The organism is Kitasatospora purpeofusca, assembly GCF_042691725.1.
GTDB lineage: Bacteria > Actinomycetota > Actinomycetes > Streptomycetales > Streptomycetaceae > Kitasatospora > Kitasatospora purpeofusca_B.
In genome coordinates this window covers 2,589,869-2,615,134 of record NZ_CP170483.1, presented here as the reverse complement: position 1 = coordinate 2,615,134, position 25,266 = coordinate 2,589,869, and the positions used below count along the sequence as shown (strand labels likewise).

Sequence of the window (25,266 nt, the reverse complement as noted above, 5' to 3'; positions counted from 1 at the left end):
GAACCGGGCAGGTCATGTGAGGCTCCGCTCCCCGATCGGCGGGTGGCGGAGCCCTTCGCCTCCTACTTCCGGGCGTTGGTGCGTTTGGTGGGCTCTGCTGTCGTCGGGTCTTCGGGCCAGGGGTGGCGGGGGTAGCGGCCTCTCAGATCTGCTCGGACGGCGTGGTAGCCGTTGCGCCAGAAACCTTCCAGGTCGCCGGTGATGGCGGCGGGGCGGCCGGCGGGGGAGAGTAGCTGGACGGTGAGCGGTACTCGTCCGCCGGCCAGGGCGGGGGCGGCCTTCCAGCCGAAGAGTTCCTGCAACTTGACGGCCAGTACCGGGCGTTCGGTGGTGTAGTCGACCCGGATCTTCGAGCCTGACGGCACGGCGATGCGCTCGGGGGCGAGTTCGTCGAGTCTTCCTGCCTCGCCGGTGGACCAGGGGAGGAGGCGCTGCAGCGCGGAGGTGGTGTCGATCCTCGCGAGGTCGGCGCGGCGGCGGGCGCGGGAGAGTTCGGGCTCCAGCCACTCTTCGGCCCGTTCCAGCAGCGCCTCGTCGCTGACGTCGGGCCAGGGGGCGCCGATCGCCGTGTGGAGGAAGGCGAGGCGTTCGCGCAGGTTGGACGGGAAGGTCAGCAGCGCGCTGACGCCCTCGCGGGTGAGGCCTTCGAGGAGGGCGGCGCGGACGAGGGCCCGGTCGGGGTTGGTGAGGGGCTTCTCGGTGAGTTCGATGGCGCCGAGGGAATCGACCCGACGGGAGACGACCTCGCTGCGCCGGGTGTCCCAGTGGACTTCGGCGCGGGCGGACAGCAGTGGCGCTCCGGCGAGGCGGGCGGTGTCCTCGTCGAGGGCGGCGGCGTGCAGGATCCGGGCGGAGTGCGCTCCCGCCGGGCGGTCGGCCGTCGCGACGGCGAGCCAGGGGAGGGCGCCGAGGGTGGTGCCAGGGGCAAGTTCGGCCGCCGTGCCCGAGGCCATCAGGTAGGGGCTGCGCTCGCCGGGGGCGGGCCGCTCGACCCGGGCGCGGGCAATGCGTTCGGGGAAGGCGAGGGCGACGACGAGTCCGGTGGCGGTGGCGTCGGTGAGGGAGGTGGCGGGTTCGTCGGAGGTGGCGCGCTGCAGGCGGCGGACCTCCTCGCGCCAGCGGCCCGCGTAGGCGTCGTGGGAGGTGCGGACGGTGCGCCACACCGCACCCAGGTCGTCCCCGAGGGCGCGCGGCGGCTCCTCGGAGAGCAGCGCGACGACCTCGGCAGCCCGGCGGGCGCCGACGGCGGGAGCGCCGTCGACGAGCGCCCGCCCCAGTCGGGGGTGCAGCCCGGTGCGGGCGAGGCGAGCCCCGCGCCCGGTGGCCCGACCGTCGGTGGAAACCGCCCCGAGGGCGAGCAGGGTCTCCCGGGCGGCGGCCATCGCCCCCGCCGGGGGCCGGTCGGGCAGGGCGAGCCCGGTGGCGTCGGGGTCGCCCCAGCAGGCGGCCTGGAGGGCGAACGAAGTCAGGTCGGCGAGCGCGATCTCGGGGGTGGGGAAGCGGGCGGCGCGGGCGTCCTCGGCCTCGTGCCAGCAGCGGTAGACGGTGCCGGGGGCTTCGCGGCCCGCGCGGCCGGCGCGCTGGCGGGCGGCGGCGAGCGAGGCGCGGACGGTGACCAGGGCGGCGAGGCCCCGGGCGTGGTCGGTGCGCGGTTCGCGGGCGAGTCCGGCGTCGACCACGATCCGCACGCCGGGCACGGTGAGCGAGGACTCGGCGACGGCGGTGGCGAGGACGACCCGGCGGGAGGTGGAGGGGGTGAGCGCCGCGTCCTGGACGGCCTGGGGCGCGCGCCCGTGCAGCTGCAAGACCTCGGCCGGGACCCCGCCCAACTGCCCGGCGACGCGGGCGATCTCGCCGACCCCGGGCAGGAAGCAGAGCACGTCCCCCGCCCGCTCGTCCAGAGCCCGCCGAACCACCGCCGCGACGTGGTCGAGCAGCGCGAAGTCCACCCGGGTGCCGTGCGCGGGCCGGACGGCGCGCGGCGGCGGCGCCCACACCACCTCGACCGGGTGCGAGACGCCGTGCGCCTCGACCACCGGCGCGTCGCCCAGGAGTTCGGCCCAGGCGGAGGTGTCGGAGGTGGCGGAGGCGCAGACGATCCGCAGCTCGGGCCGCAGGGCGGCGCGGACGTCGAGCAGGAAGGCGAGCGCGGTGTCGGCGTCCAGGTGGCGTTCGTGGCACTCGTCGAGGACGACGACGTCGACGCCGGGCAACTCCTGGTCGCGCTGGAGGCGTTGCAGCAGCACGCCGGTGGTGACCACCTCGACGACGGTGTCCGGCCCGACCCGGCGCTCGCCGCGCACGGTGTACCCGACCTCGCGGCCCACGGACGAGCCGAGCAGCCAGGCCATCCGCCGGGCGGCGGCCCGGACGGCGAGCCGCCGGGGTTCGGCGACCAGGACGCGGCGGACGGGTCCGGAACCGAGCAGCCCGGCCAGGGCGAGCGGCACCAGGGTGGTCTTGCCGGTGCCGGGCGGCGCGGCGAGGACGGCGGTGCCGGGTCCGTCCAGCGCCTCGTGCAGCGCGGGCAGGGCGGTGCGGACGGGCAGTTCGCGCCAGGAAGGGTGCACGCGTCAGTCCCGCTCGGTGACGAAGATCGCGGTGCCGGGGATGAGCCGTCCGCGCAGCGGCGACCAGCCGCCCCAGTCCTGCTCGTGCCCCTCGGGCCATTCGGGCTCGACGAGGTCGAGCAGCCGGAAGCCGGCGGCGACGAGTTCGCGGACCCGGTCGCCGAGGGTGCGGTGGTGCTCGACGTAGGTGGCCCGGCCCAGCTCGTCCTGTTCGACGTAGGGGGTGCGGTCGAAGTAGGAGGCGGTGGCGGTGAGCCCTTCGACGCCGGGCTCGTCGGGGAAGGCCCAGCGGATCGGGTGGGTGACCGAGAAGACCCAGCGCCCGCCGGGCCGCAGCACCCGGTGGACCTCGCGCATCAGAGCGGCGGTGTCGGCGCTGAACGGGACGGCGCCGTAGGCGGAGCAGACGAGGTCGAAGGAGGCGTCGGCGAAGGGCAGCACGGCGGCGTCGGCCTGGACGACCGGGACGGGCGCCGTGCCGCGGGCGAGGTCGATCCGCAGTGAGTGCTGGAGCTGGCGGTGCGAGATGTCGAGGGCGACCGGGCGGGCGCCGCGGCCGGCCAGCCAGCGCGAGCACTGGGCGGCGCCGGCGCCGATCTCCAGGACGGTGCGGCCGGCGACCTCGCCGAGCAGCCGGGCGTCCGCCTCGTCGAGGCCCTCGGGGCACCAGGTGAACCGGTCGTCGCCGAGGAACTCGCCGTGTTCGTCCTGGTACTCGTCGGCGTTGCGGTCCCACCAGCGGCGGCTGGCGCGGCTGCTCTCGCCGGTGCCGGCGGAGCGCCTTACCGCGTCGTCGCCGTCCTCGTCAAGATCAATGGGGTCGGGGAGGGGGGTGCCGGTCACGGTGAGAAGGCCCATCGCGTAGGGTGTCGTCTGCGGAAGCGCCGCTGCCGCGAACCGGTCCGAAAGGTCCGGTGTCCCGGCGGTGGCATCCGGGGAAGGTCCTTCCAGCGGCCGCCACCCGTTGAGGTGCGCAATCGGAGGATATGGCCTGTTCCATACCGGGCTCCACCGTCTTGCCGTTCTTGGCGTTGACCGTGCCTGGCCGTCCCCGTATGCTACAAGTTGCGCTGCGGGCCTGCGCGCCTCGGACGGAGCAGGTCGCGCTCGCATCTGTCGAAGACCCCACGGTCGCAAGACGGACGCCGATCTCCCGTTGTCACGGGAATCCCGGTGCTCCGTGTTCTTGGCTGTCCGGCTTTCGGTGGGAGCGATACGGGCCCTCCGCGTGGCATTACCTACGACTTCATGTCCGTACCGGAGCCCTTTTCCTAATGACGAGCCCCACCGACTCCTCCCTCAGCACCACCCCGCAGGTCGCGGTCAACGACATCGGCGACGCGGAGGCCTTCCTCGCCGCGATTGACGAGACCATCAAGTACTTCAACGATGGCGACATCGTCGAGGGCGTCATCGTGAAGGTCGACCGTGACGAGGTTCTCCTCGACATCGGTTACAAGACCGAGGGCGTCATCCCGTCCCGCGAGCTCTCGATCAAGCACGACGTCGACCCGCACGAGGTCGTCGCCGTGGGCGACAACATCGAGGCCCTGGTTCTCCAGAAGGAGGACAAGGAGGGTCGTCTCATCCTGTCCAAGAAGCGCGCTCAGTACGAGCGTGCCTGGGGCACGATCGAGAAGATCAAGGAAGAGGACGGCATCGTCACCGGTACCGTCATCGAGGTCGTCAAGGGTGGTCTCATCCTCGACATCGGCCTCCGTGGCTTCCTGCCGGCCTCGCTCGTCGAGATGCGCCGCGTCCGCGACCTCCAGCCCTACGTGGGCAAGGAGCTCGAGGCCAAGATCATCGAGCTGGACAAGAACCGCAACAACGTGGTCCTGTCCCGCCGTGCCTGGCTGGAGCAGACCCAGAGCGAGGTCCGCCAGACCTTCCTCACCACCCTGCAGAAGGGCCAGGTGCGCTCCGGCGTCGTCTCCTCGATCGTCAACTTCGGTGCCTTCGTGGACCTGGGTGGCGTCGACGGCCTGGTGCACGTCTCCGAGCTGTCCTGGAAGCACATCGACCACCCGTCCGAGGTTGTCGAGGTCGGCCAGGAGGTCACCGTCGAGGTTCTCGACGTCGACATGGACCGCGAGCGTGTCTCCCTGTCGCTGAAGGCGACCCAGGAGGACCCGTGGCAGCAGTTCGCCCGTACCCACCAGATCGGCCAGGTCGTTCCGGGTAAGGTCACCAAGCTGGTTCCGTTCGGTGCGTTCGTCCGCGTGGACGAGGGCATCGAGGGTCTGGTCCACATCTCCGAGCTGGCCGAGCGCCACGTCGAGATCCCGGAGCAGGTCGTCCAGGTCGGCGACGAGATCTTCGTCAAGGTCATCGACATCGACCTCGAGCGTCGTCGCATCAGCCTCTCGCTGAAGCAGGCCAACGAGGCGCTGGGTGCCAACCCGGCCGAGGTCGAGTTCGACCCGACCCTGTACGGCATGGCCGCGTCCTACGACGACCAGGGCAACTACATCTACCCGGAGGGCTTCGACCCCGAGGCGAACGACTGGCTGCCCGGCTTCGAGAAGCAGCGCGAGGAGTGGGAGCGGCAGTACGCCGAGGCCCAGACCCGCTTCGAGCAGCACCAGGCCCAGGTCATCAAGAGCCGCGAGGCCGACGCGGAGGCCGCTGCGGAGGGTGGCGACGCCGTCGCCGCCGCCGCCGGTGGCTCCTACTCGTCCAGCAGCGACGAGGGCTCCGGCGCCCTGGCCTCGGACGAGGCCCTGGCCGCCCTGCGCGAGAAGCTGGCCGGCGGCCAGAGCTGAGGCTCTGCCCCGCTGGTGCGTGACTAGCGCATAGCGTCACCGATGAACCCCGCTCGGTTTCCGAGCGGGGTTCATTGTTTTTCGACCTTCATTATGTGTTTCTTATGTGAAGGATTTTTGTGATGAGGGGCTCATTGCCCGTCTATGGGTGATTCGGGAATTCACGCCTACCTTGGGAGGAGTTGCCCGATGGGCCGCTCACCCGGCCCCGCACGCTAGGCACCCCCGCACATGAGCCTTCGCTCCGCCGTGTCCTCTGCCGCCTCCCGCCCGTCCGCCGATCCGAAGGTCGGCGGGCGCCTCGCCGCCCTCGGCCGGTTCTGCTACCGGCAGCGTCGCTGGGTGCTCGGCTTCTGGGCGGTCGTGCTGGTGATAGGCGTGCTGATCGGCGGGCGGGTCTTCGAGGGCTCGGTGGCCGGCGCCTCCTCCTCCGCCTCCGAGGCGGACCGCGGCAGCGCCGTCGTCACCGCCGCCGACCCGGCCATGGGCACCGTCACCGCCGTGGTGGACGGCCGGCCGGTGGACGACGCCGGCGTCCGGGACGCCGTCACCCGCGCCACCGCCGAGATCGCCGCCCTGCCCGGCGTCTCCTCGGCCACCGACGCCTACGGCCCCGGCCCGGGCGCCGCCGCGCTCCGCTCGGCCGACGGCACCGCGAGCCTGGTCTCGGTGCGGATGTCCGACACCAGCACCTCCGCCCAGACCACCGCCGTGACCCAGCGACTTTCCGCCATTTCTGGCGAGGCCGGGGCGGACGGCGCGAAGGTGACCGTCGGCGGGGACCTGGTGCTCCAGGACGAGGTCAAGAAGCAGACCGAGAAGGACACCCGCTTCGGCGAGATCGTCACCCTGCCGCTCACCCTGATCGTCATGGTCCTGGTCTTCGGCGGCCTGGCCGCGGCGAGCCTGCCGGTGATCGGCGCCGTCGCCTCGGTCGGCGGCGCACTGCTGGCCATGTTCGGCTTCAGCCGGATCATGGACATCGACACCAGCGTGCTGCCGATCGCGACCGTGCTGGGCCTCGGACTCTCGATCGACTACGCGCTGCTCATGGTGAACCGTTTCCGCGAGGAACGCGGCCACGGCGCCCCGATCGCCGCCGCCGTCGAACGGACCGCCGCCACGGCCGGGCGCACCGTCGCCTTCTCGGGACTGACCGTCGCCGTCGCGCTCTCCGGCCTGTTCGTCTTCACCAGCCCGGTCCTCGCCGCCGTCTCCGCGGCCGGGGTGAGCGTCGTGGTGATCGCGGTCGCCGCCGCGCTCACCCTCGTCCCCGCCCTGCTCGGCTTCGCCGGGAGCCGGATCAAGGCGCCCAGCGCGCCCGTCCCCGACGAGGGCTTCTTCAGCCGGACCGTGCGCCGGGTCGGCAAGCGGGCGGTGCCCGTGGTCCTCGTCTGCACCGCGCTGCTGATGGCGGCCGGCGCGCCGTTCCTGCACGCCGAGATGCGCAACTCCGGCGCCTCCGTGCTGCCCGCCTCCTCGGCCGGCCGGCAGGTCGCCGAGACGATCGACCAGCGCTTCCCGCAGGCCTCCGCCGCCCCGATCACGGTCGTCGTGGAGAGCGGTGCCACCGTCGCCCAGGCGTACGCCGACGACGTGGTGGCCAAGCTGCCGGGCGTCAGCGGCGTGCGCGCCGTCACCCCGGTGAGCGACACCGTCTCCACCATCGACGTCCTGGTGCACGGCGATCCGCAGGGCGGGCAGGCCAAGCAGGTGGTCAAGGAGCTGCGCGCCGACCGGGGCGGGCTCACCACCCAGGTGACCGGCGGGGCGGCCTCGGTGGTCGACTTCCAGGACGAACTGCGGACCCGGGGGCCGATCGCGCTCGGCCTGGTGGCCCTCGGCACGCTGATCCTGCTCTTCCTGATGACCGGCTCGGTGGTGATGCCGGTCAAGGCCCTGCTGATGAACCTGCTCTCGCTGGGCGCCTCGCTCGGCGCGCTCACCCTGGTCTTCCAGGACGGCTGGTTCAGCGGACTGCTCGGCTTCAGCCCGACCGGCGGGCTGGAGACCTTCATTCCGGTGCTGGTGTTCGCCTTCGCCTTCGGGCTGTCGATGGACTACGAGGTGTTCCTGCTCTCCCGGATCAAGGAGTTGCGGGACAAGGGGCACAGCTGCACCCGGGCGGTGGAGCTGGGCGTCCAGCGCAGCGGGCGGATCATCACCTCGGCGGCGCTGCTGATGGTGATCGTCTTCGCCGGCTTCGCGCTCGGCGACATGCTGATGGTCAAGCAGATGGGCATCGCGCTGGCCGTCGCCGTGGCGGTCGACGCCACGCTGGTGCGCTGCCTGCTGGTGCCCGCCGCGATGAGCCTGTTCGGCGAGTTCAACTGGTGGGCGCCGGCCCCGCTGCGCCGGCTGCACGACCGGTTCGGGCTGAACGAGCACGTCGAGCTGCCGGAGATCGGGCCGCAGGTCGGGCCGCAGGTCGAGCCGCAGATCGAGCCGGCGGCGCTGCCGGCCCAGCGGCCCACCGAGCCGAAGGAACTGGCCGCCACCGCGCCGTGATCGCCGGCGGGCGGTGATCGCCGCGGCGCCGTGATCGCCACCGCGCCGTCACGGTTCGGGAGTACCGTGCTGAGGCATGCGGATCACCAAGTTCGGACATGCCTGCGTACGCCTGGAGCACGAGGGGACGACCGTCGTGGTCGACCCCGGGGCGTTCACCGATCCCGCCGCCCTGGCGGGCGCGGACGCCGTGCTGATCACCCACGAGCACGCCGACCACTTCGAGGAGGCCCGGCTGCGGGCCGCGCTGGAGGCGGACCCGGCACTGCGGGTGTGGACCAACCCGGATGTCGCCCGGCAGCTGGACGGGGTGGCCCGACGGGTGACCGCGGTCGGCCAGGACGACGCCTTCGAGATCGGCGGGATCCCCGTCACGGTGCACGGCGAGTGGCACGCGGTGATCCACCGGGACATCCCCCTGGTGCGCAACCTCGGTTTCCTCTTCGACGGGCGGCTCTTCCACCCCGGTGACGCGCTGACCGTGCCGCCGGCCCCGGTGGACACCCTGCTGCTGCCGGTCGCCGCGCCGTGGACCAAGGTCGGCGAGCTGGTCGACTACGTCCGCGAGGCCGGACCCCGGCAGGCCGTCCCGGTGCACGACGCGGTGCTCAGCCCGATCGGCCTCGCCGTGCACACCCGGCTGCTCGGCCCCGGCGGCCCGGGCACCGGCGCGGAGCTGCGCACCCTGGGCGAGGGGGAGAGCCTCGACCTGGGGTGACCGCGCGACGGGCCGCGCCGGTAGCCTGGCGCCATGCTGAAGATCGGACTGACGGGCGGCATCGGCGCGGGCAAGAGCGAGGTGTCGCGGCTGCTCGCCGCCCACGGTGCGGTGATCGTGGACTCCGACGTGATCGCCCGCGAGGTGGTCGCCCCCGGCACGGCGGGCCTCAGGGCCGTGGTCGAGGAGTTCGGCGCGGGCGTGCTCGCGGCGGACGGCTCGCTGGACCGGCCGGCGCTCGGCGCGATCGTCTTCGCCGACCCGGTGCGGCTGCGGGCGCTGAACGCGATCGTCCACCCGCTGGTCCGGGCGCGGTCCGCCGAGCTGGAGGCGGCCGCCGCGCCGGACGCGGTGGTGGTGCACGACGTCCCGCTGCTCGCCGAGAACGGGCTCGGGCCGCTCTACGACCGGGTGATCGTGGTCGACGCGGCGGACGAGGTGCGGGTCGAGCGGCTGGTCCGGCTGCGCGGCATGACCGAGGAGGAGGCCCGGGCCCGGATGGCCGCCCAGGCGAGCCGGGCCGACCGGCTGGCGATCGCCGACCTGGTGATCGACAACAGCGGCCCGCTGGAGGAGCTCGCCCCCCGGGTCGCCGAGGTGTGGGAGCAGCTCACCGCCCGCCGCTGAGGCCGGTGGCCGCCGCCGCGGTGCGGGCGGCCGCCGCGGCGGCGAAGGCGCGGATCATCGGGTGGGCCCGGGTGCCGTCCCCGGCCAGCTCCGGCTGGAACAGCGAGGCCAGGAAGAACGGGTGCGCCTCGGCCGGCAGCTCCAGGATCCGCAGCTGCCCGGAGTCGTCCGCGCCGCTGAACCGCAGGCCGCCCGCGCGCAGCCGCTCCAGGTAGGCGTGGTTCAGCCCGTACGCGCAGTGGTAGCGCTCCACCGTGCGCGGTGCGCCGAGCACGTGTTCGGCCAGTGACCCGGGCGTCAGGCGCACGGCTCCCTCGTGCCCCACCAGGGAGCAGCTGAGCGGGACGATCACCAGGTCCGCCTCGTCGGGGTGGTTCTCGCCGTGCGCGGCGGCGCCGATGCCGCAGACGTGGCGGGCGTACTCCAGCACCGCGTGCTGGAAGCCGGCGCAGGTGCCGAGGAAGGGGATCCGCCGCTCGCGGGCGGTGCGGACGGCGGCCACCGCGCCGTCCTCGCTGCGGTACGGGCTGCCGGGGAGCAGCCAGAGGGCGTCGAAGCCGTCCAGCGCGCCGGGGGCGGCGGCGTCCTCGGTGGGGATCCAGTAGGCGTCCAGGACGAGTTGGTCGCGGTCGGCGAGCGCGTCCAGCAGGGCGGGGACGCGGGTGTGCGAGCGGACGGCGGCCGAGCGGTCGCCGACCAGGGCGAGGCGGGGAACGGGATGCGTCATGCGGCTATCCTGACCGGCGGCGCGGGATCAGCGCCAACGATGATTCCTTACTCCTTGATCAGTGGAGGTGATGGCGCGTGGAGCCGCAGCAGTTGCGCACCTTCGTCACCGTCGTCCGGCTGGGCTCGTTCTCCGAGGCGGCCCGCGCGCTCGGCTACACCCAGTCCGCGGTCTCCCAGCAGATCGCCGCGCTGGAGACGGACCTCGGTACGGCGGTGCTGCACCGCCGTCCGGTCGGTCCGACCGAGGCGGGCGCGCGGCTGCTGGAGCACGCCTGTGCCTTGCTGCTGCGGATCGACGCGGCGCGCGCCGACATCGCGCGCCTGGCGGGTGCCCCCAGGGCCCGTCTCACCGTCGGGGCCACGCCGCTGGCGCTCGGGGCGGAGGTGGGGCGCGCGCTCGCCGAGGTGCGCCGGGTGTATCCGGCGGTGGACCTGACGCTCCGGGTGCTGGGCCAGGACGCCCTGCCCGCCGAGGTCGCCACCGGCGCCGTCGACCTCGCGCTCGTCGACGGCCCGGCCGCCCCCTCCGATCCGCTCCCGCTGCCCGACGTGGGCCCGCTCGTCACCGTCGCCGTCGCGGAGCAGCCGCTCGCCGTCGCCCTGCCGGCCGGCCATCCGCTCGCCGGGCGCCGCGGGCAGGCGCTCGCCGACCTGTCCGCCGCCCGCTGGCTGGACGCCCCGGACCTCGCCCCGACCGGCGCCCGGTTGCGCGCCGCCACCGCCGTCGACGGCTACCGGCCGGCCGTCCGCTACCTGGGCACCGACGTCCGCGGGCTGCTCGCCCTGGTGGCCGCCGGGCACGGGCTGGCCCTGCTGCCCGCCGCCGTGCTGGCCGATGCGCCGGGCGTGGCGGCCGTCCCGGTCCGTGAGCCCCGGCTGGTGCACCGCACCGAACTCGTCCACGGCGCCCTGCCGGAGGGGCCCGCCGCGCTGCTGGCCCACCTGCTGACCGGGGAGCGGTCGGGGGAGCGGCCGGGGGAAGGGGCGGGGGAGCGGGCCGCTGGTGTGGACGGCGTGCCGCGGGCGGCTCAGCCGACGATGCGGGCGTCCGGGCAGCAGGGGCCGTCGACCCGGTAGCAGACGTAGCGCAGACAGCCCAGGCAGATCGAGATGTTCTCCAGCCGCCAACTCTGGCCGTGGCAGGTGCAGTCGGCCCGCTCGCGCAGCAGCGCGTCCCAGCCGTCCGCGCCCCCGTTGGCGGCGAAGGCGGCGGCGACGTACGCGGTGGTGGCCGGGTCGTCGTCGACGGTGCCGCGCCGGGTGGCGTCCAGGTGCCAGCAGTAGAGGGCGAGCAACGCCCGCCCGTCGACCAGGCGGTAGGCGGCCCGGCCGTCGTCCTCCCAGTCCCGGACCAGCCGGGTGACCCGTTCGGAGAACGGGCGCGCGGGGTCGAGGAGGCGGCGATTGCCCTGCAGCCGTGGTGGGTTGGTGGTCATGTGGTCCCCTTTCCGGGGCCCACGGTAGGGCGTTGTGCCGAGAAGTCCCCGACCGGGGTGGAAGGTTGGTGACGGCTTGTTACGTGCAGGTGGTGCCGTCGGGCGGCACCACGCCGTCCAGCAGGTACTGGTCGACGGCCTGCTTGAGGCAGGGGTTGCCGGTGTCGTAGCCGCCGTGGCCCTGTCCGCGCAGGGTGACGGTGACCCCGACGCCCGCGCCGAGCTGCTGCGCCATCGCGCGGGCCCCCTCGTACGGGGTGGCCGGGTCGCCGGTGTTGCCGATGACCACGATCGGCGCCGCGCCGGGGGCGCCGACCTCGGGGTGGTCGGTCCGGCCGGGCACCGGCCAGCCGGAGCAGGCGGTCAGCCCCCAGGCGGCGAAGTCGCCGAACACCGGGGAGGCCTGACGGAACGCCGGAAGCTGCTCCTGCACCTCGGCGTCCGTGTAGCGCTGCCGGTCGTCGACGCAGGTGATGGCCCGGTTGGCGGCGGACAGGTTGCTGTAGCGGCCCTGCGCGTCGCGGCCCAGGTAGGCGTCGGCGAGGGCGAGCAGGGTGGTGCCGCTGCCGCCCTGCATGGCCTCCTGGAGGCCGACGGCGAGGGCGTTCCAGCTCGCCTCGCTGTAGAGCGCGGCGGCGATGCCGGTGACGGCGAGGTCCTGGGTGAGGGTGCGGCCGCCGTCGGCGGGCAGCGGGGCGGCGTCCAGGCCCCGCAGGAGGGTGGCGATCCGCTCGGTGCCCTGCGCGCCGCCCGTTCCGGTCGGGCAGCCGGCGCCCGCCTGCTCGGCGCAGGCCGTCATGAAGTTCTCCAGGGCGAGTTGGAAGCCCTTGGCCTGGCCGAGCGAGCTCTGCACCGGGTCCTGGGTCGGGTCGACGACCGCGTCCATCGCCAGCCGGCCGACGTCGTGCGGGTACAGGTGGGCGTAGACGCCGCCGAGTTCGGTGCCGTAGGAGAGGCCGAAGTAGTGCAGCTTGTCGTCCCCGAGCACCTGGCGCAGGAGGTCGAGGTCGCGGGCGGCCGAGACGGTGTCGACGTACGGCAGGACGCCGCCCGAGTGGTCCCGGCAGGCGGCGGCGTACGCGGCGACGGCCTCGTCGAGCGCCCGCACCTCGGCGGTGTCGTCGGGCGAGCCGTCGACGGCGGCGGAGGCGTCGGTGGCGGCGTCGTCCAGGCAGCGCACGCCCGCGCTGTCGCCCACCCCGCGGGGATCGAAACTCACCAGGTCGTAGCGGGTGTTGAGGTCGGCGTAGTCCTTCGCCAGGGCGGGCAGGGTGACGACGCCGGAGGCGCCCGGGCCGCCGAAGTTGTAGATCAGCGAGCCGATCCGCGGCCCGCCGCCGGTGGCCTTCGCCCGGATCAGCGCGAGGTCGACGGTCCGCCCGGCCGGCGCGGCGTAGTCCAGCGGGGCCTTCAGGGTGGCGCACTCCCACGGTGCGCCCGGGGCCGGGCCGCCGCCCTGGGCGGGGGACGGCGCGGGGCAGGCCTGCCAGCCGAGCTGCTGGCCGGTGAGCGCGGCGGGCAGCGCCGGGGCGGTCGTGGTGGTGGTGGCCGGGGAGGCGGCGGTGCTCGCGGGGGTGGTCGGGTCGACCTTGGCGGAGCTCGCCGTGCCACCGCTCTGGCACGCGGCGAGGCCGCCGGCCAGCGCCACGGCCAGGCCCAGCGCTCCGGCGCCGCGTACGACAGGGTGCATGGGGCTTCCGTTCCGAGGCCGCCGGGAGTGGTTCCGCTCCGGAGCCTAGGCCGGTGGCCCGCGTGCCGCCCGCCGGACTGGTCCGTCCCGGCGTCGCCCGGGTGATCGGCCGGCGGCGCTGGTTGCCGAATCCGGGGTGGCTCGTTGTTCCTGCCGTGAGCCCTGACGTTGCCGCCCGTGGCGGCTGTGAAGAAACGGTTCTGCGCGCCCGGGGGCGGTCATGACGGGCGAGATCCCGCGCGTCCCCGCGCAGCGCGCCGCCGACGAGGGCTGCGCCGTCGCGCTCGACCTGCGGGTCGTCGTCCACCCCGGCCTGACCCTCTCCGTCCCCGCCCGACTGCGCTACCGCGCCGCCGACCCGTACGCCGTCTTCCTGGACAGCCACACCGACCTCGCCACGCCGATCACCTGGGTGTTCGCCCGCGAGCTGCTCGCCGAGGGCCTGCGCGGGCGGTCCGGCCTCGGCAGTGTCCGCGTCCGGCCGGGCGCGGGCGAACGCGCGGGGTCCGTCCTCATCACCCTCACCGGCGAGGGCGGCAGCGTCGTCCTGCGCGCGCCGGCCGACCGCGTCCGCGCCTTCCTGGCCCGCACCGAGAGCCTGGTGCCGACCGGCCGGGAGCGCGCCCGCCTCGACCTGGACGGACTCCTGCGCCGGCTGTGCGACGGCGGGGCCGCCTCACCGGGGCCGTGAGGAGGCCGGCGCTTCTTTCACCTGTCCGTGTGCCGGAGGGTCCTTGGCCCGCCGTAGCCGAGCGATTACCGTGGGTGTCCGTTTGGCTGCGTGCGGGACGCGATGCTCCCGCCGACAGCCGTGAGTGCGGCGCTGCGGCCGCTCGACGACACGCCGGGAGAACAAGTGGCGGACAAGCGGCTCAAGGCCTGGGGCAACAACCGGGCCGGTCAGCTCGGCGACGGCTCCTGGGCGGCCCTGCACACCAAGGCCACCACCGTGCTCGGCCTGACCGGCGTCGACGTGGTCAGGACCGCCGCCGGTGGGGCCGGTGCGGCCACGGGGCACGGGCTGGCGCTGCTGACCGACGGCAGCGTGCGGTCCTGGGGCGCCAACGGCTCGGGACAGCTCGGCGACGGCTCGGTCTCCGGCCGCGGCGCGCCCGACTGGGTCGTCAACCTGGGCGACGCCACCGACATCGCCGCCGGCGGCACGCACAGCCTCGCCCTGTGCGAGGACGGCACGGTGCTCGCCTGGGGCCAGAACGCCTACGGGCAGCTCGGCAACGGCGGCACCGCCGACAGCAGCGTCCCGGTCCGGGTCCGGCGCCTGGACGCGGTGACCGCGATCGCCGCCGGCCTCAACCACAGCCTGGCGCTGCGCGAGGACGGCACCGTGTGGGCCTGGGGCCACAACGTCAACGGCCAGCTCGGCGACGGGACCTCGACCGGCCGGAACGTGCCGGTCCGGGTCACCGGTCTGGACGCGGTCACCCGGATCGCGGCCGGCGCCAACCACAGCCTCGCCGTGACCGGCGGGAGCGCGGTGAAGGCCTGGGGCTTCAACGCCGCCGGCCAGCTCGGCGACAACACCACGATCAACCGCTACACCCCGGTGCACACCCGGGGCGGCTGGTCCGGCGGGGTCGCGTGGATCGCGGCCGGCAGCCACCACAGCCTGGCCGTCACCGGCGGCGACCGCCGGCTCCGGGCCTGGGGGCAGAACACCTCGGGCCAGCTCGGCGACGGCAGCACGACCTTCCGGACCACCCCGGTGCCGGTGCCGGGCCTGACCGGCGTGCGGCAGGCGGCCGGCGGCCGCGAGCACACCGTCGTCCTGCTGGCCGACGGCGAGGTCCGCTCCTGGGGCGCCAACGGCTCCGGCCAGCTCGGCGACGGCGGCACGACCGACAGCGGCGTCCCGGTGCGGACCTTCACCGACCTGGTCGCCGCCGACACGATCGCCGCACCGGTCGGCGGTGACTTCAGCCTCGCGGACTGACCCTGTCCGGTGGTGGTCGGCGGCGGCCCTGCGGTGGTCAGCGTCCCGGCGGGGTCTCGGGGCGCAGGGCGCGGACGGCGAACAGCGTGCTGAGGTGCGGCGAGCCGAAGTACAGCGGCGCGTCCCCGAGGCGGAGGTATCCGGCGGCGGGCCAGGAGCCGTCCGGGAGTTGGGCGTCGGCGAGGCGCCGGCGCAGCCCGGGCAGGTCCACGTCGGCGCCCGTGTACTCGGCGGCGAGCACCAGCAGCGCGAGTTCGAGCGCGGTGTCGGCGAACTGGGTGGTCCCGTGCTCGACCGCCCGCCGGGTCGGTGCCGCGAGTGCGGGTACGAGGGTGGACGCCCGGGCGGCGGCGTGCAGGAAGGCCTCGGGGGAGGCGTAGTACCGGGTGCCGGTGCGCGGGCCGGTCAGGTGCTGCTGGACGTACCGGAGCGTCGCCTCGGCCGCCGGGTGCGGCAACCGGCCTGCCGGGACCGGGAGGTGGAGCGCGGACAGGACGTCGGCGGCGAGGACGGCGTCGTAGCGGCGGCCGTGCGAGGAGGTGCGGTCGGAGTCCTCCCAGGAGGCGGGTATCGGGCCGTTGTCCGGCCCGATCTGGGTGTCCAGCAGCTCACGGGCGACTGCGTCCTGCTGGTCCGGTGCGATCAGGCCGTGTCGGGCGAGCCCGGACAGCGCCAGCGCGGTGCTGCCGGTGTCGGCGGCGAACGGTACGCCGGGCGGGAAGAGGCGGTACCGCGGTCGCCACGGGTGGCCGTACCTTTTGACCTGCCGGGCCAGCACGGCCACCAGCGCGCGCTCCTCGGGGCGTTCGCCGTCCGGCCGCAGCAGCGCGAGGCCCCACAGCGCGGAGAGGCCCTCGTGGTCGGGGTCGAACCCGAGGTCCACCCCGTGCGTGACGAGCAGGTGCCGGCGCGCGTCGGCACCGGTGAGCGGTGCGCGCAGCTCCGGGTCGGTGCCGGGTCGTGCGGACGGCAGCCCGTCGGGCCCCAACGACCCGTGCAGGAAGGCCAGTCCGCGCCCGACGGCGGCGTCCCACGGTGTTGCGTCGGCGGACATCGCGTCCCGTCCCCTCTTGTCGCCCTGCTCCACTGGCCGGTGCGGCCGGCCACCCCCGCCCCTTCTCCTACCCCGCGCCGGTGCGGCTCTCACCCGGCGGGCGGCCTGCGGAACAGCGCGGTGAGCAGCACGGGCAGGCCGAACAGCGGGGCGCCGGGCTGCTGCGGCACCATCGGGCGGATCTCCGCCTCGGTGAAGTCGCCGAAGATCCAGCGGAGTTCGTCCGGGGTGAAGGCGAGCCCGCCGTCCAGCCGTCCGGTGCGGTACAGCTCCGCGTCGGGCAGTTCCGAGCCCATCGCGCCGGCCGCGAAGCAGGTCAGGCCGAGGTGTCCGCCGGGCGCCAGGACGCGCTCCAGCAGGGCGAGGTAGCTGATCCGGCGGTGCGGCGGCAGGTGGTGCAGGCAGCCCGAGTCGTAGACCAGGTCGTACCGGGGGAGGGGGAGTTCGACGGTGAAGATGCTGCCGTGGTGGAACCGCGGGGCGACGCCCGCCGTCTGCGCGCGCTCGCGTGCCCAGGCGAGGGCGGTGGAGGAGAGGTCGACGGCGTCCACCTCGAAGCCGCGCGAGGCGAGGTGGACGGCGTTGCGGCCCGCCCCGCAGCCGAGGTCCAGCACCCGTGCGCCGGGGGCGAGCAGGCCGCGGTCGAGGTGGGCGACGAGGTTCTCGTCCGGGGCGTCGACGAAGAACGGCCGGCCGGCGGTGCGGTCGGCGTAGAAGTCGTCCCACCAGTCGGCGGCCCGGTCGGTCCAGCGGTCGGCGGTGGGTGCGAAGAGCCCGTCGAGCAGGGCGAGGACGTCGTCGGTGGAGCGGACGGAGCGGTTCAAGGGCGGCCCTTCCGGCGGGGGATCGGTAAGGTCGAGCCTAGGAGTTCGCGGGCGCACGTTCACCTCGAAGTCCGCTGCGGCGGAAGGTCCGTGGGGGGTGCTGCGGGTGCGGTCGGGGGTGGTCCGGCGCGTCCCCCGCGAGTGCGGGCCGCAGCGCGGCGGCGCCGTCGCGGGCGGGCGGGAAGGGGTCCCCTGGCGGCGCGGCCGAGGTGCCGGAACGGGCGTTCGAGATCAAGGTTCGGTCTCGGTTCACGGAGGAGGGGAGTCGGTCGCATGGCGGACGGGGTGCTGCGGGTGGTGCTGATCGGGGGGACGTCGAACACCGGGAAGTCGGCCGTCGCCCGGGTGGTGGCGGAGCGGCTCGGCTTCGAGTGCCGGTCGACGGACGGGCTGGCGCGGCACCCGGGCCGGCCGTGGCCGGTGCCGGGGTGGGACGTGCCGCCGCACGTCGCCGAGCACTACCGCACGCTCACGGTGGACGAGTTGATCGCCTCGGTGCTCGACCACTACGCGCGGCTGCGGCCCCGGATCGAGGAGCTGGTCACCGGGCGGGTGGCGGACGGCGACGGGCCCGGCCTGGTCCTGGAGGGCTCGGCGCTTCGGCCCGCCGCCGTGGCGCGGCTGGTCGGCCCGGCCGCCGCCGCGCTGTGGCTCACCGCCGACGAGGCGGTGATCCGGGAGCGGATCCGGCGCGGCGGGCGGTACGCGGAGGCGGGCGAGGAGCAGCGGTACCTGATGGACAAGTTCCTGGCCCGCAGCGTGCGCCACCAGGAGCTGATGTCGGCCGAGCTGGACCGGCTCGGGCTGGTGGGGCTCGACGCCGGAAACGGCCGCTCGGTCGGCGAGTTGGCGGACGCCGTCCTCGCGGCGTCCGCGCGGCGGCGGCCCGTCACAGGTGCAGGGTGAACGAACCCTCCCCGTGGCGGCGGCCGTTGACCTGGAGCTCCAGCAGGTGCACGCCCGGGTGGTAGCGCCGGGTGCTGATCGGCTTCACGGCGTGCCGGCGGGTGGCGCGCCAGGTCTCGCCGGGGGCGAGCGAGCGGGTGGTGAGCTTGAAGACCTTGGGCGTCCGCGCGCCGTTGGCCTTGACGTGGTGGACGACGTAGTCGATGACCACGCTGGCGCTCTCGTCGTGGGTGTTGGTCACCGCGTACTCGAACACCAGCTCCTCGCCGAGCGTGATCTCGGCGGTGCGCACGAGCGGGCCCTCGACGGCGACCGGGGCGTCGGGGCGGTGGCCGAGCAGGGCGAGCGCCTCGGGGCGGCCGGCCTTGATCAGGGTGCGCAGGCCGTGCCGGACCAGCGGAAGGGTGGTCGGCGCCGGGTCGGCGAGCCAGCGGGCGGCGGCCCCGACGGCGGTGGCGGGGTGGTCGCGGCTGATGTCGTTGAGGTGGTTGGCGACCGAGCGGCGGACGTACTCCGAGGGGTCCCGGTACAGCGCGTCCAGGACCGGCAGGGCGGGCGCCGGATCCGCGATCAGCGCCGGGAGCCGGGCCGCCCAGGGCAGCCGCGGCCGGGTGCCCTCGCTGGCGAGGCGGCGGACGTGCGGGTCCGGGTCGGCCGTCCACCGCTGCACGACGGCGAGCGCGCGGGCCTGGTCGGCGCGCAGGAACGGGCGGACGGCGCTCTCGCAGGTCAGCCGCGGGGTGAGCGCGGCGAGCAGGGCGAGGGCCGGTTCGAAGGCGTCCAGGCCGCGGACGGCGACGGCCTCGCCGACGGGGAAGGTCATCCAGCCGGTGAACTCCTCGTCGCCCAGGGCCTCGCGCAGCACCCGCTCGAACGCGGGGTAGTCGGGCGGGAGGTCGGCGAGCACGGCGTCGCGGATCGCGGCGACGCGTTCGCTGAAGCCGAGCCCGTCCAGCGCCGCGCCGCACCGGTCGAGGGCATCGGTGGTGACCGCGCGGCCGGTGCGGGCCAGGCAGCGGGCGAGTCCGGCGACGGTGTCCGGGCTGAGCATCTCGGCGGCTGTGGGCACGGCGGTCTCCTTGGGCTCGATGGTGCGGCGGGGCTGGACGTTACGCGGTCACGCGCTGTGCAGCACCTCGGCGTGCCGCATCTCGTGCACGGCGCCGATCCGGCCGAAGAAGCCCTGGACGCGCGGGTCGCCCGGCATTTCCGAGGCGGCGCGCCGCGCGGCCTCGGGGGAGGCCCAGACGATGAGGTCGAGCATGCTGCCGTCCTCGCAGCGGGCGAGCTGGGCGCCCCGGAAGTCGTCGCCGTACCGCTCGCGGAGCAGGTCGATCAGTTCCTCGCGGTGGGCGGTGAGAGCGGTGGGGTCGTCGGTCTCGAAGCGCACGTACTCGATGGTCGCGGTCACGGTGTCGTCCTTCGTTGGCTGTGGCCTTGCGTCACGGATTCGGTATCCGAAATCCGTGATCCGATGCCCGGAAAGCTATCACGCTTTCGCGCTGGTGAATCCGGTAGATCCATCCAGTAGATTGGGCCGGGTGACCATCCGGGACCTCTACGACCTGCCGTGGATCGGCGACGGCGCGGTCCTCGACCTCGCCAACACCGTTCTCGTCGGCGCGGCTCAGGACCGCACCGACATCGACGTCCTCGCCGATCCCGCCCTGACCGCGCGCTGGCGGGCCCGCGCCGCCGACCGGCGGCTGTCCGCCCTCCCGCTCGCCGACCTCGTCGAGCTGCGCGCGCCGGTGCGCGCCGCCCTGGACGCCGCCGCCGGGAAGCGCGCGGTCCCCGACGGGGCGCGGAGCGCGCTCAACGAGCTCGCCGCCACCGCCCCGGTCGTGCTGCGGGTGACCGCCGACGGCCGGCTCGAACAGCAGGACCACGGCGGCGGCCCCGCCGAGGCCGTCGCCCGCGAGACGCTCGTCCTCGTCGCCGGCCCCGACCACGCACGGCTGCGCCGCTGCCCGGCGCCGAGCTGCGGCATGTTCTTCGTCGCGCGCCGCCGCGACCAGGCGTGGTGCACCGTCGGCTGCGGCAACCGGGCCCGGTCCACGCGCCGCCGCCCGCGTGAGGCGACGGACGGTGCCGAGTGAGGCCGGCCCACCCGGACGCGCAGGAGCGGACGTCGCCGTACCGGGGCCTGATCGTCGACTTCGCGGGTGTGCTGACCACCCCGCTCGGGGCGGCCGTGCGCGACTGGTGCACGCGCAGCGGCCTCGCGCCGGACGCCTGGCGGCGCGCCCTGGTGGAGGACCCGGCCGGGCGGGCGCTGTACGGGGAACTGGAGCTCGGCCGGCTCTCGCAGCACGAGTGGAACCGCCGCACCGCCGCGCTGATCGGCGTCGACCCGGAGGACCTGATGGGCCGGGCGCACGCCGGGGTGCGGGCCGTCCCCGCGATGGTGGAGCTGGTGCGGGCGGCGCGCGCGGCGGGCCTCGCCGTCGCCCTGCTCTCCAACTCCTACGGCTTCGAGCCCTACAACCCGTACACCGCCACCGGCGTCTGGGACCTCTTCGACGTCCGGGTGATCAGCGGCGAGGTGGGCCTGGCGAAGCCGGACCCGGACATCTACCGGCTCACCCTGGAGCGGCTCGGCCTGCCCGGCGAGGCGTGCGTCTTCGTCGACGACCGCGCCGTGAACCTCGGCCCGGCCGAGGCGCTGGGCATCACCGCGGTGCACGCGGACGGCCCCGGGACGGCGGGCGCGGTGGCCAGGCTGCTCGGCCTGGCGTAGCGCGCCCCGGCCTTGCGGTCCGCCCTCCGGAACGAGGGTGACAGCGCGGCCGTGGGTGTGCGACGCTTCGGCGCGCGTGGTCGAACACATGCGCGGGGACCGGGGGTTGCATGACCGAGGACGTGTCGCCGGAGGGGCTCCGGCGCCGCCGGGCGGGCGGGGGAAGCGCCGACGGCCGGACGGTACCGCTGCTGCTGATCGGTGGCGGGCTGCTGGTCGCCGCCGCGGCGCTGCGTCCGGAGGGAGGCCTGCTCGGGACGCTCGGCGCCCCGACGGTCGGCTCGACCGGGCTCGTGGTGCTGATCGCCCTCGGCTGGGCGGGGCTCGTCGGCTGGTTCGCGTCGCGCTTGCGCGAGGAGGTCCGCTCCCTGGTCGGGCCGACGCCCTGGGCCGAACGCCTGCGCGAGGCCGCCGTGTTGCTGCTGGGCGCCGTCGCCGTGCTGGTCCCGGCGCTGGTGCTGGTCCTGCACAGCCGGGTGCGCAAGCCGGACGGACCCGCGGAGCCGAAGGTCAAACCCCCGCTGGAGCCGGCCCCGACACAACCTCCGGAGGACAGCCCGCCGGTCGATGACGGCAACCTGCTCGCCCTGCTGCTGTACGGGCTCGCCGCAGTCGTCGCGCTCCTCCTGGCCGCGGCGCTGGTCCGGATGCTGCTGGTCCGGTACCGCGCCCGGCGGCGGGCGCGGTCGCTCCCCGGCGTCGTCATCGGGCGGGGGCGCGAGGACGACGCCCTCGCGGCCGCCGTCGCCACCGGCCTGCGGTCCCTGCACGGCGCCGACGCGCGGGCCGCCGTGATCGCCTGCTACGCCGCGATGGAGGCCTCACTGGCCGAGTCCGGGATGGAGCGGCAGGTCAGCGACAATCCGGCGGAGCTGCTGGAGCGGGCGGTGGCGGACGACCGGGTCGACCGGGCCCCCGCGTACGCGCTCACCGAACTGTTCCGGGAGGCCCGGTACTCGTCCCATCCGATGGACGACGGCCATGTGCGCCGGGCCCGCGCCGCCCTGGACACCATCGCCGCCCGCCTGGCGGAGGCCGACGGGCAGCCCGCCGACGGGGCCGGGCGGCCCGCGTCCGACCGCGCCGCCGCGCCCCGGAGCCACCGATGAGCAGTGACCCCGCCCGCCGCACCGCCGGGACGTCCGAGGAGGCCCGGAAGTCGACCTGGCCCGGCTCCGTCCGGCACTGCCTGGTCGAACTGACCGCCGCCGCCGTCCTCGCCGAGGTGGTGATCGGCCTGGTCGGCGGCCGGCCGGCGGTCGTCGCCGGAGCGGTCCTGTTCGGGGTCGCCGCCCTGCTCACCGGCCGGTACGTCGCCGGCGCCGGGGCGCTGGACGTGGGCCTGCGCCGCCGGCCGCGGCTGAGGGACTCGCACGAGCCCGGTCTCGGCGACTGGCGGTGGACCGTACGGCAGGGGCTGGCGCCGGACGGCGACGCCCAGCCGCTGCGCGGCCGGCTCCAGCGGCTGTTCGCGGCCCGGCTGTCGGAGGCCCACCACGTCTCGCTCACCGCCGACCCGGAACGGGCGGCGGAGCTGATCGGCGTGCGCCTGTGGCCCTGGATCGACCCGGTCGGCGAACCCCCGGCCCCGACCGTCCCGCCGGACGTCCTGCGGGCCCTCGTCGACCGGCTGGAATCCCTGTAGCCGTCCGGCCGCTCCCGGCCCCCGCCCGCCGCACCGTTCACCCCTCGCAGGGCCGCCCGCAGTCGCCCGGCCCGACCGTCCCGTCAGGAGAGCCATGACCTCCCTCCCGCAGGCCCCCGCCGACCCGGGCACCGCCCCGGCCGCCGACCCGGCCGCCCCGGGCGGGCCCGGCCCGCTGACGCCGCAGCAGGCCGGGGACCGCGCCCGCGCGGTGCTCAAGGAGATCGAACGCGCCGTCGTCGGCAAGCCCGACGCGCTGCGCCTGGTGATGCTGGGCATCGTCGCCGGCGGCCATGTGCTGATCGAGGACCTGCCGGGGCTCGGCAAGACGCTGCTGGCCCGCTCGTTCGCGACCACCCTCGGCCTGGACTTCCGCCGGATCCAGTTCACGCCCGACCTGCTGCCCTCGGACGTCACCGGCGCGCCGTTCTACGACCAGCACAGCGGCGAGATGGTGTTCCGGCCCGGCCCGCTCTTCACCCAGCTGCTGCTGGCCGACGAGATCAACCGCACCCCGCCGAAGACCCAGGCCGCGCTGCTGGAGGCGATGGCCGAGGGCCAGGTCTCGGTCGACGGCGCCACCCGCCGCCTGCCGCAGCCCTTCGCGGTGATCGCCACCGCCAACCCGATCGAGTACGAGGGCACCTACGCCCTCCCCGAGGCCCAGCTGGACCGCTTCCTGCTCCGGGTGCGGATGGGGTACCTGTCCACCGGCCTGGAGGCCGCGATGCTGCGGGCCCGGCTGGACCGGTCCGTCCCCGAGGCGGTCCTCGACGCCGTCAGCAGCCCCGCCGAACTGCTCGCCGTAAGGGCGGCGGTGGAGCGCGTGGAGGTCGACGACGACCTCGTCGACTACGTCGTCGCGCTGGTCGACGCCACCCGCAACGATCCGCAGATCCAGGTCGGCGCCTCGCCGCGCGGCGGCCTCGCGCTGGTGCAACTCGCCCGCGCCCACGCGATGCTGGAGGGCCGCGACTACCTGATCCCGGAGGACGTCAAGGCGCTCGCCGTCCCCGCGCTGGCCCACCGCATCACGCTGAAGCCGGAGTTGTGGGTGCGCCAGGTCGAGGCGGACGAGGTGCTGGCCCGGGTGGTCGCCGGCGTTCCGGCGCCGCAGACCGTGCCGCGCGCCGCCGCGCGGCCTGCGGGGGCGTCCGCCGGCCCGGGCGAGGACGCCGCGCGGTGAGCGCCGAGCCCTCCGAGGCCGCCGACCCGGTGACCGCCGACCCGGTGACCGCCCGGATCCTCGCCCGCAGCACCCGGGCCACTGCGGACGGCCTGCCCAGCAGCCCGCCCTCGCCGCACTGGCGGGCCGCCGAGCGGACCCTGCGGCTGCTCTCCGTCGCCACCGTCGCCGCCGCGGCCGCCCTGCTCACCGGGCACGCCTGGCTGCTCGCCCTGGCCGCGGCCCCGGCCGTGCTGCTCGCCCTGGCCGCCCCGGGCGGCAGCCGGCCCACCGACCTGGCCGCCACCGCCACCGTGGCGCCGCGGCGCTGCTTCGAGGGCGAGCGCATCACCGCCCGCATCGAGCTCCGGCACGACGGGCGGACGGGCCCGCTCGACCCCACCATCGCCCTGGGCCCCGGCGTCGCCCTGGAGGCGCTGACCGTGCGCGCCACCGGCGTGGACCTCGCCCTGCGCGCCGACAGCTGGGGCCGCTGGAGCCTGGGCACCGTCGACATCGACGTCCACGACGCCGGCGCCCTGGCACGCCGCACGGTGCGCACCGACCTCGGCACCGCGGACGTCTTCCCGGTGCCCGCGACGGCCCGCCTCACCCCGATCCCGGTCCGGCTGCCCGAACGGCTCGGCGAGCACACCACCCGCCACGACGGCACCGGCGTCGAGGTGGTCGGTGTCCGCCCGTACGTGCACGGCGAGCGCCAGCGGCGCATCCACTGGCCCTCCACCACCCGGCGCGGCAGCATCCAGATCAACCAGTTCGCCGCCGAACGGGCCTCCGACGCCGTCGTCCTGCTCGACACCTTCGACGACGTCCACGACCCGGCCACCGGCCTGTCCAGCCTGGACGAGAGCCTGCGCGCGGCCGCCGGACTGACCCGCGCCTACCTGCGCCGGCACGACCGGGTCGGCCTGATCGCGGTCGGCGGACAACTGCGCTGGCTCACCGCCGGGAGCGGCGACCGCCAGTTCCACCGGATGGTCGAGAGCGTGCTGGAGGTCCGTCAGGACCGGGTCCACCGCGGGCCCGCGCTGTCCCGGCTCCCGCTGCCCGCCCTGCCCGGCCACGCCCTGGTCTACGCGTTCACGCCGCTCGCCGACCAGCGGATCCTGGAGGTGCTCGGCCGTATCGGCGACCACGGCAACCCGCTGGTCGTGGTCGAGGTCCCGGTCGGCGAACCCGTGGTCGAACGGGACGACGAGACGGGCGCGCTGGCCCTGCGGCTCTGGCACGCCGAGCGGGAGGCGATGCGCGCGGCCCTGCGCGCCCGCGGCGTCCCCGTCGCCCGGTACACCCCCGGCGAGGCCCTCGACCTCGCCCTCGCACCCCTGCTGCGCCGCCGGATCGGAGGAGGCTCCCGATGACGGACACCGTGCGGTGGGCCCCGAGACTGGAACGGGTCCTGCTGTGCCTCGTCGCCGACGCCCTGCTGCTGGCCTCGGCCGGGGTGGGCGCCGACGACGGTGCGGCCGCCCGGGTCGGGCCCTTCGGGCCGGCCGCCCTACTGGCCCTGCTCGCCCTGGCGACCTGGGCGGCCCCGCCGCCGCCCGAGCCGGCGCGCCGGCCCACCACCTGGCCGGCCCGGCTGGCCACCCGGCGCACCACCCTGCTGGCGACCGGCTGCGTCCTGCTCGCCGCCGTCGGCGAGCCCGCCGTCTGGCGGGGCGCGGCCGTCGCCGTCCTGCTGACCGCCTACCTGCTCCTCCTCGACGCCCTCGGCCCGGACCGGCGGCGCCCGCGGCCCGCCCACGCGCTCGCCGCCCTGGCGGCGTCGGCGCTCGTCCTCCCGGCGGCCTTCGCCGACACCGGCGCGGGCGAGTGGTCGCGCCTGCCGGCCCTGCTCGGCGTGCTGACGGCCGCCACCGGCCTCGGCCTCACCCTGCGCCCCCGCCGCCGGGAGAACTGATCGCCCCCGTAGGA

The 25,266-nt window shown here is 75.4% G+C and carries 24 protein-coding genes; 15 read left to right on the top strand and 9 right to left on the bottom strand.

From position 1 onward, the window contains the following. Positions 1-62 precede the first annotated feature (62 nt). Together hrpB and ACFCLZ_RS10755 are read right to left on the bottom strand one after the other, a co-directional pair. Positions 63-2,570 carry an ATP-dependent helicase HrpB gene (hrpB, locus tag ACFCLZ_RS10760; protein ID WP_380284638.1) on the bottom strand — a complete coding sequence of 836 codons (2,508 nt, stop codon included), beginning with the start codon at positions 2,568-2,570 and terminating at the stop codon, positions 63-65. A 3-nt stretch (positions 2,571-2,573) separates the two neighbouring features. After that, positions 2,574-3,428 carry a class I SAM-dependent methyltransferase gene (locus ACFCLZ_RS10755; RefSeq protein ID WP_380284637.1) on the bottom strand — a complete coding sequence of 285 codons (855 nt, stop codon included), beginning with the start codon at positions 3,426-3,428 and terminating at the stop codon, positions 2,574-2,576. Between the two features lie 416 nt (positions 3,429-3,844). Here ACFCLZ_RS10755 and rpsA point away from each other — a divergent pair, with 416 nt between their 5' ends. The 4 genes from rpsA (at position 3,845) to coaE (ending at position 9,188) form a co-directional block, all read left to right on the top strand. Beyond that, positions 3,845-5,335 (top strand): 30S ribosomal protein S1, encoded by a 1,491-nt coding sequence (gene rpsA / locus ACFCLZ_RS10750; protein ID WP_329928268.1) that lies wholly within the window; start codon positions 3,845-3,847, stop codon positions 5,333-5,335. A gap of 249 nt (positions 5,336-5,584) precedes the next feature. After that, a complete protein-coding gene (locus ACFCLZ_RS10745; RefSeq protein ID WP_380284635.1) occupies positions 5,585-7,843 on the top strand; it encodes an MMPL family transporter in 2,259 nt (752 codons plus the stop codon). A gap of 76 nt (positions 7,844-7,919) precedes the next feature. After that, positions 7,920-8,561, top strand: coding sequence for an MBL fold metallo-hydrolase (locus ACFCLZ_RS10740; protein WP_380284633.1), 642 nt, complete (start codon positions 7,920-7,922; stop codon positions 8,559-8,561). A gap of 33 nt (positions 8,562-8,594) precedes the next feature. Continuing rightward, complete coding sequence (gene coaE, locus ACFCLZ_RS10735) at positions 8,595-9,188, top strand: dephospho-CoA kinase (RefSeq protein ID WP_380284632.1); 594 nt, start codon at positions 8,595-8,597, stop codon at positions 9,186-9,188. Here the strand turns inward: coaE and ACFCLZ_RS10730 are convergent. Further along, positions 9,172-9,915, bottom strand: a complete 744-nt coding sequence (locus tag ACFCLZ_RS10730) for a hypothetical protein (RefSeq protein WP_380284630.1) — start codon at positions 9,913-9,915, stop codon at positions 9,172-9,174. The genes coaE and ACFCLZ_RS10730 overlap by 17 nt on opposite strands. A 77-nt stretch (positions 9,916-9,992) precedes the next feature. Between ACFCLZ_RS10730 and ACFCLZ_RS10725 the strand changes: the two genes are divergently transcribed. Continuing rightward, entirely contained in the window at positions 9,993-10,994 is a 1,002-nt protein-coding gene (locus tag ACFCLZ_RS10725; protein WP_380284628.1) for a LysR family transcriptional regulator, read from the top strand. Here ACFCLZ_RS10725 and ACFCLZ_RS10720 read toward each other — a convergent pair. Together ACFCLZ_RS10720 and ACFCLZ_RS10715 are read right to left on the bottom strand one after the other, a co-directional pair. Then, positions 10,946-11,353 (bottom strand): hypothetical protein, encoded by a 408-nt coding sequence (locus ACFCLZ_RS10720; protein ID WP_380284626.1) that lies wholly within the window; start codon positions 11,351-11,353, stop codon positions 10,946-10,948. The genes ACFCLZ_RS10725 and ACFCLZ_RS10720 overlap by 49 nt on opposite strands. A gap of 79 nt (positions 11,354-11,432) precedes the next feature. Beyond that, complete coding sequence (locus tag ACFCLZ_RS10715; RefSeq protein ID WP_380284624.1) at positions 11,433-13,043, bottom strand: alpha/beta hydrolase; 1,611 nt, start codon at positions 13,041-13,043, stop codon at positions 11,433-11,435. 220 nt (positions 13,044-13,263) lie between these two features. Between ACFCLZ_RS10715 and ACFCLZ_RS10710 the strand changes: the two genes are divergently transcribed. Continuing rightward, positions 13,264-13,734 carry an SsgA family sporulation/cell division regulator gene (locus ACFCLZ_RS10710; RefSeq protein WP_380284622.1) on the top strand — a complete coding sequence of 157 codons (471 nt, stop codon included), beginning with the start codon at positions 13,264-13,266 and terminating at the stop codon, positions 13,732-13,734. 165 nt (positions 13,735-13,899) lie between these two features. Further along, complete coding sequence (locus ACFCLZ_RS10705; protein ID WP_380284620.1) at positions 13,900-14,994, top strand: RCC1 domain-containing protein; 1,095 nt, start codon at positions 13,900-13,902, stop codon at positions 14,992-14,994. Between the two features lie 37 nt (positions 14,995-15,031). Here the strand turns inward: ACFCLZ_RS10705 and ACFCLZ_RS10700 are convergent, their stop codons facing one another. Further along, positions 15,032-16,048, bottom strand: coding sequence for a hypothetical protein (locus ACFCLZ_RS10700; protein WP_380284619.1), 1,017 nt, complete (start codon positions 16,046-16,048; stop codon positions 15,032-15,034). Between the two features lie 89 nt (positions 16,049-16,137). After that, a complete protein-coding gene (locus ACFCLZ_RS10695) occupies positions 16,138-16,872 on the bottom strand; it encodes a class I SAM-dependent methyltransferase (protein ID WP_380284618.1) in 735 nt (244 codons plus the stop codon). Positions 16,873-17,145: 273 nt separating this feature from the next. Between ACFCLZ_RS10695 and ACFCLZ_RS10690 the strand changes: the two genes are divergently transcribed. Beyond that, positions 17,146-17,778, top strand: coding sequence for a hypothetical protein (locus ACFCLZ_RS10690; RefSeq protein ID WP_380284617.1), 633 nt, complete (start codon positions 17,146-17,148; stop codon positions 17,776-17,778). Here the strand turns inward: ACFCLZ_RS10690 and ACFCLZ_RS10685 are convergent. Then, positions 17,762-18,847 carry a DNA alkylation repair protein gene (locus ACFCLZ_RS10685; RefSeq protein ID WP_380284616.1) on the bottom strand — a complete coding sequence of 362 codons (1,086 nt, stop codon included), beginning with the start codon at positions 18,845-18,847 and terminating at the stop codon, positions 17,762-17,764. The two genes, ACFCLZ_RS10690 and ACFCLZ_RS10685, sit on opposite strands and share 17 nt — an antisense overlap. A gap of 48 nt (positions 18,848-18,895) precedes the next feature. After that, positions 18,896-19,189, bottom strand: a complete 294-nt coding sequence (locus ACFCLZ_RS10680; RefSeq protein WP_380284614.1) for a hypothetical protein — start codon at positions 19,187-19,189, stop codon at positions 18,896-18,898. A gap of 130 nt (positions 19,190-19,319) precedes the next feature. On the opposite strand from ACFCLZ_RS10680, the gene ACFCLZ_RS10675 reads away from it, so the two are divergent. The 7 genes from ACFCLZ_RS10675 (at position 19,320) to ACFCLZ_RS10645 (ending at position 25,252) form a co-directional block, all read left to right on the top strand. Beyond that, positions 19,320-19,877 carry an ABATE domain-containing protein gene (locus tag ACFCLZ_RS10675; protein WP_380284612.1) on the top strand — a complete coding sequence of 186 codons (558 nt, stop codon included), beginning with the start codon at positions 19,320-19,322 and terminating at the stop codon, positions 19,875-19,877. Beyond that, the gene (locus ACFCLZ_RS10670) at positions 19,874-20,518 is read left to right on the top strand and encodes an HAD-IA family hydrolase (protein WP_380284611.1); all 645 of its coding nucleotides are present in this window, start codon (positions 19,874-19,876) and stop codon (positions 20,516-20,518) included. The genes ACFCLZ_RS10675 and ACFCLZ_RS10670 overlap by 4 nt, the downstream gene beginning before the upstream one ends. Positions 20,519-20,628: 110 nt before the next feature. Next, a complete protein-coding gene (locus tag ACFCLZ_RS10665; protein WP_380284609.1) occupies positions 20,629-21,627 on the top strand; it encodes a DUF4129 domain-containing protein in 999 nt (332 codons plus the stop codon). Further along, positions 21,624-22,163, top strand: a complete 540-nt coding sequence (locus ACFCLZ_RS10660; protein ID WP_380284607.1) for a hypothetical protein — start codon at positions 21,624-21,626, stop codon at positions 22,161-22,163. The genes ACFCLZ_RS10665 and ACFCLZ_RS10660 overlap by 4 nt, the downstream gene beginning before the upstream one ends. Positions 22,164-22,257: 94 nt before the next feature. Beyond that, positions 22,258-23,349 (top strand): AAA family ATPase, encoded by a 1,092-nt coding sequence (locus ACFCLZ_RS10655; RefSeq protein ID WP_380284606.1) that lies wholly within the window; start codon positions 22,258-22,260, stop codon positions 23,347-23,349. Further along, positions 23,346-24,710, top strand: a complete 1,365-nt coding sequence (locus ACFCLZ_RS10650) for a DUF58 domain-containing protein (RefSeq protein WP_380284604.1) — start codon at positions 23,346-23,348, stop codon at positions 24,708-24,710. The genes ACFCLZ_RS10655 and ACFCLZ_RS10650 overlap by 4 nt, the downstream gene beginning before the upstream one ends. Continuing rightward, entirely contained in the window at positions 24,707-25,252 is a 546-nt protein-coding gene (locus ACFCLZ_RS10645; protein WP_380284602.1) for a hypothetical protein, read from the top strand. The genes ACFCLZ_RS10650 and ACFCLZ_RS10645 overlap by 4 nt, the downstream gene beginning before the upstream one ends. The last annotated feature ends 14 nt before the right edge of the window (positions 25,253-25,266 follow it).

What these genes read in the sequence shown, in the direction of transcription:
- ACFCLZ_RS10740 (WP_380284633.1), top strand. Translation starts at nt 7,920, where the DNA reads ATGCGGATCACCAAGTTCGGACATGCCTGCGTACGCCTGGAGCACGAG.
- ACFCLZ_RS10700 (WP_380284619.1), bottom strand. Translation starts at nt 16,048, where the DNA reads ATGTCCGCCGACGCAACACCGTGGGACGCCGCCGTCGGGCGCGGACTG.
- ACFCLZ_RS10755 (WP_380284637.1), bottom strand. Translation starts at nt 3,428, where the DNA reads ATGGGCCTTCTCACCGTGACCGGCACCCCCCTCCCCGACCCCATTGAT.
- ACFCLZ_RS10690 (WP_380284617.1), top strand. Translation starts at nt 17,146, where the DNA reads ATGGCGGACGGGGTGCTGCGGGTGGTGCTGATCGGGGGGACGTCGAAC.
- ACFCLZ_RS10665 (WP_380284609.1), top strand. Translation starts at nt 20,629, where the DNA reads ATGACCGAGGACGTGTCGCCGGAGGGGCTCCGGCGCCGCCGGGCGGGC.
- ACFCLZ_RS10660 (WP_380284607.1), top strand. Translation starts at nt 21,624, where the DNA reads ATGAGCAGTGACCCCGCCCGCCGCACCGCCGGGACGTCCGAGGAGGCC.
- ACFCLZ_RS10710 (WP_380284622.1), top strand. Translation starts at nt 13,264, where the DNA reads ATGACGGGCGAGATCCCGCGCGTCCCCGCGCAGCGCGCCGCCGACGAG.
- rpsA (WP_329928268.1), top strand. Translation starts at nt 3,845, where the DNA reads ATGACGAGCCCCACCGACTCCTCCCTCAGCACCACCCCGCAGGTCGCG.
- ACFCLZ_RS10730 (WP_380284630.1), bottom strand. Translation starts at nt 9,915, where the DNA reads ATGACGCATCCCGTTCCCCGCCTCGCCCTGGTCGGCGACCGCTCGGCC.
- coaE (WP_380284632.1), top strand. Translation starts at nt 8,595, where the DNA reads ATGCTGAAGATCGGACTGACGGGCGGCATCGGCGCGGGCAAGAGCGAG.
- ACFCLZ_RS10720 (WP_380284626.1), bottom strand. Translation starts at nt 11,353, where the DNA reads ATGACCACCAACCCACCACGGCTGCAGGGCAATCGCCGCCTCCTCGAC.
- ACFCLZ_RS10715 (WP_380284624.1), bottom strand. Translation starts at nt 13,043, where the DNA reads ATGCACCCTGTCGTACGCGGCGCCGGAGCGCTGGGCCTGGCCGTGGCG.
- ACFCLZ_RS10645 (WP_380284602.1), top strand. Translation starts at nt 24,707, where the DNA reads ATGACGGACACCGTGCGGTGGGCCCCGAGACTGGAACGGGTCCTGCTG.
- ACFCLZ_RS10655 (WP_380284606.1), top strand. Translation starts at nt 22,258, where the DNA reads ATGACCTCCCTCCCGCAGGCCCCCGCCGACCCGGGCACCGCCCCGGCC.